Raw genomic sequence first — 6,000 nt, 5'->3', positions numbered from 1 at the left:
GCTTCAAAGGTTAGGAACTGAACAATTGTTAAAATATTAAACGTAACTTATATACTTGCGTTCAATTTTAAAGCGATTAAATCTACTATACGTTTACTTAATAATCGCACAAAGTTAAATTTGAATGATGAGGAGAATAAAAGGTATTTAAAAAATATTTGGGAAACAATTCATTTAATTACTCCTTTAATCAGTACGACTTTTGCAAGTTTTAGTTCTATGTATAAAGGTATAGGAAAGGATAGCATTAATTATTTATAGATGAAGCAGGACAGGCAAGTCCGCAACAGGCAGCTGGTGCTATATGGAGAGCAAAGAATGTAATAGTAGTTGGGGACCCTATTCAAATTGAGCCAGTTGTCACAATCGACCAAACAATTTTAGGGGATATTAGAAAATATTTTAGTATAGAGAATAAATATATTGATATGGGAAGTTCTGTTCAAACATTGGCAGATTTAGCAAATCCATATGGTACATTTAATAATTCTAGACAATGGATTGGAACACCATTATGGGTTCATAGAAGGTGTTTAGATCCAATGTTTACAATAGCTAATGAAATAGCTTACGAAAATAAAATGGTATTAGCTCAAAAAGAGCGAGGAAAGAGTGTGTGGTTTGACTGTAAAGGTTTGACCACAGACCGCCAATTTGTAGAGCAACAAGGAAAATTAGTAATAGAGCATATTGTGCACCTATGGACAAATATTTCAAAACCGCCAAATGTATATATAATTTCTCCTTTTACTGCAGTCAAGGATAGTATGAAACAAGAGTTGGAAAGTAAATTGAAGAATATGAACATCCCTCGTACGTTAATTAAAAATTTCTTGAAAAATTCTATAGGTACTGTTCATACATTTCAAGGAAAGGAAGCAGATGTTGTTTATTTTATAACTGGCACAGATATGAATAGCGATAGTGCGGCTAATTGGTCATGTTCGAAGCCTAATTTGTTAAATGTTGCAGTTACAAGAGCCAAAAAGGAATTTTATGTAGTAGGTGATTATAAACGATTTTCTCAGAAACCGTATTATAAATCTATAGTAGATAATGTAGATAAGGTTCAGAGGGAAAATATCCATTCAATGAATAAGTAAAATTATTTATTGAATGGATACATTAAAACAAATGACCAATGAGAAGTAAGATGCATTGGTCATTTGTTTTTTATAATAGGTGATTATTTGGAGAATTTAACGAAAAAAGTATTATTTAGTTTTACCATCTCATACCCACGATACCCCTCCGAAAGCAACGCCTGCTGTCCACCAGCATCACTCATCGGAACGCTCGTAACATCCGTCCAATCGCTTTCTTTATCTCCGCGCAATTTCTTCACAAAAACATACCGCAGACTACCACCATACTTCTCCTTCAATGCAGCAATCTCCATCCCTTGCGCAAACTTATCCTTCAAGCTCGGAATGTTAAAAGGAGCAACGGTGCAGCATACATAATCATATTTGCTATCTTCTTTTTGCAATTCGTCCATGATGACGTTTGCTAATATTTTTTGCATGCCATTTCCTCGGCAGTTTGGATGAACGTTTGAGATTTCTTGATAGATGACGCGGTGCAGTTCACTTTCTGGCAAGCCAATATCAAGCCCTAAATGTTCATCATCGATAGGCGGGACGAGTAGAGCGCGAAATGCGATGAGTTCGTTTTCGATAAAAGCACCGATCATCATGCCGTTTCCTTCTAGAATGTATTGAAATTCTTCTTGTGAGAGTGGTTGTAAACGACTTTTATCTTCTAGTGCTTCAACTACAATGTTTTGTAGTGATAAAATTTGTTCGATGTGCTCTAGTGATAGTAATGTAACGTGAAATGATTCGTTATTTTGTTTTAATGTTCCTTCGTATAGAGCCGTCATATGATAGTCCTCCTTTAGCGTACAACGTCTTGAAAGACGGTTAGTTCTTGTAGTGTATCTTCGTCTATTTCAATGCCGAGTCCGGGCTTTTCGTTTAAGCGAATGAATGGTACATCGTAATGTAAGTTTCCAATGTCTTTCGTGAATTTTAATGGTCCTGTTAGCTCTACGCTCGTAATGATTTTTTTTGAGAAAGCGACATGGAATCCTGCGGAAGAGGCAACAGATGATTCGACCATTGATCCCACTTGGCATTCAATACCGGCCATTTCAGCTTGATGAGCGAGCTTTACAGCTGGATATATGCCGCCGCATTTCATTAATTTTATATTCACTTTATCAGCAGCTTCTAATTTAATAATTTGGCGCATTTCACGAGAACTTTTTAGTCCTTCATCAATCATAAGCGGGAGGTCTGTCTTAGAACGGATATGAGCCATGGCATCAATATCGTCCGCGATAACAGGTTGTTCAATCCAGTCAATGTTTAAATGTCCTAATGAACGAAGTGCTGTTAATGTGTTTGCGCTATTTTTCCAGCCTTGGTTTACATCAACGCGAATAGCGATGTCATTTCCTACACGTTCTCGTACAGCTTCAATACGTTTTACATCTTCTTTTACATTTGTACCAACTTTCATTTTGAAAGATTGGTAATCTTTTTGAATCATAGAAGCAGCTTCTTCAGCCATGTTTTCTGGATCGGCAATACTTAAAACGTGAGTGACAGGGAATTCTTCATGGTAGCGCCCGCCAATTAATTGATATACAGGTTGATTTAGTTTTTTGCCCATTATATCAAAACAAGCAATATCAATTGCGGCTTTTGCTGTTGGAACACCGTAAATTGTATTGTCCATCATGTCGTGTATTTTTTCGATATTCATTGGATTTTTCCCAATTAGAGCAGGGGCTAGCGTATGTTTTAAAGTATGGAAAGTACTTTCCCATGATTCACCTGTGACGTGATCATCAGCAACGCCTTCACCGTAACCGATAATACCTTCATCTGTTTCCATTTTGACGATAATAGAGGGCATATCAGAATAAGAACCATAACTAATAACAAACGGATTGCGAAGCGGTAAACGAATTGCGTAAAGATGAATAGCTGTAATTTTCATTGAATAGAAACCCCTTCCTGTTTACAATAGTTTTATACATTTGATATAGTTGACGTTAAATAGTCGTTAATTAATGATAAGGAGTTAGAGAAAATGATGATAAAAATTGCAGTTGTCGGTTCAAAGGAGTTTATGGAGAACCTTTTTCCTATTGCTCAAAAATTAGAGGGAATAGAAATTGATCCATATATTTACCTTCATCCGACGGAATCTTCTGAACTTTTAAAGTGTCTAAAGCCTTGTGATGTCATCTTTTTCTCAGGTGCTTTACCTTATTATATGGCAAAAGAAATAAGAGAACAATTACGAATTCCAAGTACATACTTACAGCAAGACGAGACAACTGTCGCATCTTCAATTCTTTCTATCATGTATCATCAAAGTATTCAACCACATAACATTTCCATCGATTTAGTAGACCGCTCGTTTATTACAAATGTGTTCCATGATATCGGTATAAAAGAAAGTCCGCAAGTGTTGGATTATGAAAATATGCTGTGGAGTAAAGATGAGATAAATAGAGTTATTGATTTTCATGTAGCTAAATATCAATCTGGAGAGGCTCATTTAGCTTTAACTAGTATTCACGCTGTTTACGATGAGCTTCAAAAAATAGGTGTTCCTTCAGAGCGTATGATTGATCCAACACAGTCCATTATACATGGGCTAAAAGATGCGAAAATAAAAGCTGAGTTAGCAAAAAGCTATTCAGCTACTGTTGGTGCTTGTATTATTTCTTCCTTAGAATTACGAACGAGTTTGCTTGAAAAACTAGATGTCATTTCAAAAGAACTACGTGGTTCATTTAAACAAGTGGATGAAATGACATGCATTTTGTATACAACTCGTGGTGATATCGAATCAATTATTAAAACAAATGCGATAAATAACTTGTTTGCGAGCGTAGAAGGAACGATAGCAATTGGATTTGGTTATGGAAAAAACGTGAAAGAAGCGGAGCAAAATGCAAAAATCGCTCAAAGTTTTGCAAAGAATAATCCAATAGATCGTTGTTTTTATATACTAACAAGTGATAAAGATTTGTTTGGTCCGTTCCCGAAAGAACAGAGAGTACAAAGTTTGAAAAATGATAATCCGGAACTAATGAAAATAGCGAAGGAAACAAAGCTTAGTCCGGCCAACTTGTCAAAAATCATTCAATTTAGTCAATCGCACTCGTCATTGAAGTTTACAGCAGCTGACCTTTCTGAGTACTTACAAGTAACTCGAAGATCGACAGAAAGGTTGTTAAAGAAATTAGTTGATTACGGGTATGCTCATATTTGCGGCGAGGAAATGCCCTATCAACAAGGGCGACCTCGCGCACTATATGAACTGAATTTACCGCTATTTTTAAGCTTCTAGTTGAGCTTTTTGTTTCTTTAGTAGTTCTGCTTTTTCAATGTCTGATAGTTTTACAATTGTGAAGCCTGTTATACCATAAATGATTGAGATAATAGGTACGATGAAATTCAAAATAGCATAAGGAGCATATTCAAATGCACCTACGCCAAGTGTTGCGAGAATAAATACACCGCACGTATTCCAAGGAACGAAGACAGAAGTTAATGTTCCACCATCTTCTAATGCTCTGGATAAGTTTTTTGAATGTAGTCCTTTTTCCGTGTATGCATTTGCGTACATTCTTGAAGGGACAACAATTGAAATATATTGTTCAGAGCAAGTAAGGTTTGTTGCAAAACAAGATGCGATAGTAGAAGCGATAAGCCCTTTTGCTGATTTCGCTAACTTTAAAATTTGATTTACAATTGAGCGAAGAATACCTGTATGTTCTAATACTCCTCCGAAAGTCATAGCGACAATTGTCATAGAGACTGTATTCATCATCGAATCTAAGCCACCGCGGTTAAATAGTTCGTCTACTAGCTTGTTTCCAGTGTCTATAACAAATCCAGCTTGGAGTGCACCGACAGATGCTGAGACAGAACCACCTTGAATAAAGACTTGTGATAAGAATCCTAAAATAATACCGACGAGAATCGCTGGTATAGCAGGGACTTTTTTAGCGACCAATACCATAACGACTACGGGTATAATGAGTAGGAAAGGCGAGATAACAAAATTTTGTTGCAATACTTGTAACGTTTGATCGATGCTTTTCGCATCAATATTGTTAGCGCCGAAGCTTCTTCCTAAGACCGCGTAGACGATAAGAGTAATAATTAAACCTGGAACTGTAGTAAATAACATATGACGAATGTGTGCGAATAAATCTGTATTTGTTAATCCTGCGGCTAAGTTAGTTGTATCTGAAAGCGGTGACATTTTATCGCCAAAATAAGAGCCTGAAATAATGGCACCAGCAACCATTGGAGCTGGAATTCCCATACTTAGGCCAATTCCCATTCCAGCAACACCAATTGTTCCCATTGTAGACCAGGAACTACCAATTGCTAATGCAACGATAGAACAAATGACGGTAATGGAAACTAAAAATAGTGATGGAGTTAAAAGTTTTAAACCGTAATAAATCATCGTTGCGACGATTCCACCGCCAATCCAAGCACCAATTGTTAAGCCAACAAGAATAATAATGACGATAGCAGGTAATGCAAGACGAATCCCTTTATACATTGCTTCTTCAAGATCATTCCATTTGTAACCATAACGCCAAGCGACAATAGAAGCAACGGTTGTACCGATAATAAGTGGAACGTGAGGGGTTTGTTTTAATACAACAATTGTAACCATCATAACTGCAACCGTAATGATAATAGGGATAATCGCTATTCCAAAAGGTATTTCTTTTTTCATAAAGTTCCTCCTTGTTACGTATGTTTGTTTGTATTTTTGGAATTGTCGTAAAATAGACGTTTATTAGGTTATGATAACTAAAAGTTTATGTAAGCGTCAACATAAAAAACAGAAAATAAGGAATGTTCTAGTTGTTTGTTTAGTTTGTAATATAGGTGAGTAGTAAGCTTTTTAAGTATTTAAAAATAAACAATTGACTTTTTTCTTAAAATTCAATAT

The 6,000-nt window shown here is 36.0% G+C and carries 5 protein-coding genes; 2 read left to right on the top strand and 3 right to left on the bottom strand.

The genetic code is table 11. The annotated features are described in order from the left end of the window. Positions 1–449: 449 nt before the first annotated feature. A complete protein-coding gene (locus ACODS7_RS22885; protein WP_488827653.1) occupies positions 450–1,103 on the top strand; it encodes a DEAD/DEAH box helicase in 654 nt (217 codons plus the stop codon). Between the two features lie 83 nt (positions 1,104–1,186). Here the strand turns inward: ACODS7_RS22885 and ACODS7_RS22880 are convergent, their stop codons facing one another. After that, positions 1,187–1,882 (bottom strand): GNAT family N-acetyltransferase, encoded by a 696-nt coding sequence (locus tag ACODS7_RS22880; RefSeq protein ID WP_224981473.1) that lies wholly within the window; start codon positions 1,880–1,882, stop codon positions 1,187–1,189. Between the two features lie 14 nt (positions 1,883–1,896). Continuing rightward, positions 1,897–3,006: a mandelate racemase/muconate lactonizing enzyme family protein gene (locus ACODS7_RS22875; RefSeq protein WP_029441482.1), complete on the bottom strand. Its 1,110-nt coding sequence runs from the start codon at positions 3,004–3,006 to the stop codon at positions 1,897–1,899. Positions 3,007–3,099: 93 nt separating this feature from the next. Between ACODS7_RS22875 and ACODS7_RS22870 the strand changes: the two genes are divergently transcribed. Next, a complete protein-coding gene (locus ACODS7_RS22870; RefSeq protein WP_043937487.1) occupies positions 3,100–4,371 on the top strand; it encodes a hypothetical protein in 1,272 nt (423 codons plus the stop codon). On the opposite strand, the gene nhaC is transcribed toward ACODS7_RS22870, so the two are convergent. Beyond that, positions 4,360–5,781, bottom strand: coding sequence for a Na+/H+ antiporter NhaC (gene nhaC, locus ACODS7_RS22865; RefSeq protein ID WP_000711525.1), 1,422 nt, complete (start codon positions 5,779–5,781; stop codon positions 4,360–4,362). The genes ACODS7_RS22870 and nhaC overlap by 12 nt on opposite strands. Positions 5,782–6,000 lie beyond the last annotated feature (219 nt).

Source organism: Bacillus sp. FG16 (assembly GCF_057809515.1).
The sequence above is the reverse complement of the archived record's forward strand: the minus strand, read 5'-3'. Positions and strand labels throughout refer to the sequence as shown.

What these genes read in the sequence shown, in the direction of transcription:
- ACODS7_RS22880 (WP_224981473.1), bottom strand. Translation starts at nt 1,882, where the DNA reads ATGACGGCTCTATACGAAGGAACATTAAAACAAAATAACGAATCATTT.
- nhaC (WP_000711525.1), bottom strand. Translation starts at nt 5,781, where the DNA reads ATGAAAAAAGAAATACCTTTTGGAATAGCGATTATCCCTATTATCATT.
- ACODS7_RS22875 (WP_029441482.1), bottom strand. Translation starts at nt 3,006, where the DNA reads ATGAAAATTACAGCTATTCATCTTTACGCAATTCGTTTACCGCTTCGC.
- ACODS7_RS22870 (WP_043937487.1), top strand. Translation starts at nt 3,100, where the DNA reads ATGATGATAAAAATTGCAGTTGTCGGTTCAAAGGAGTTTATGGAGAAC.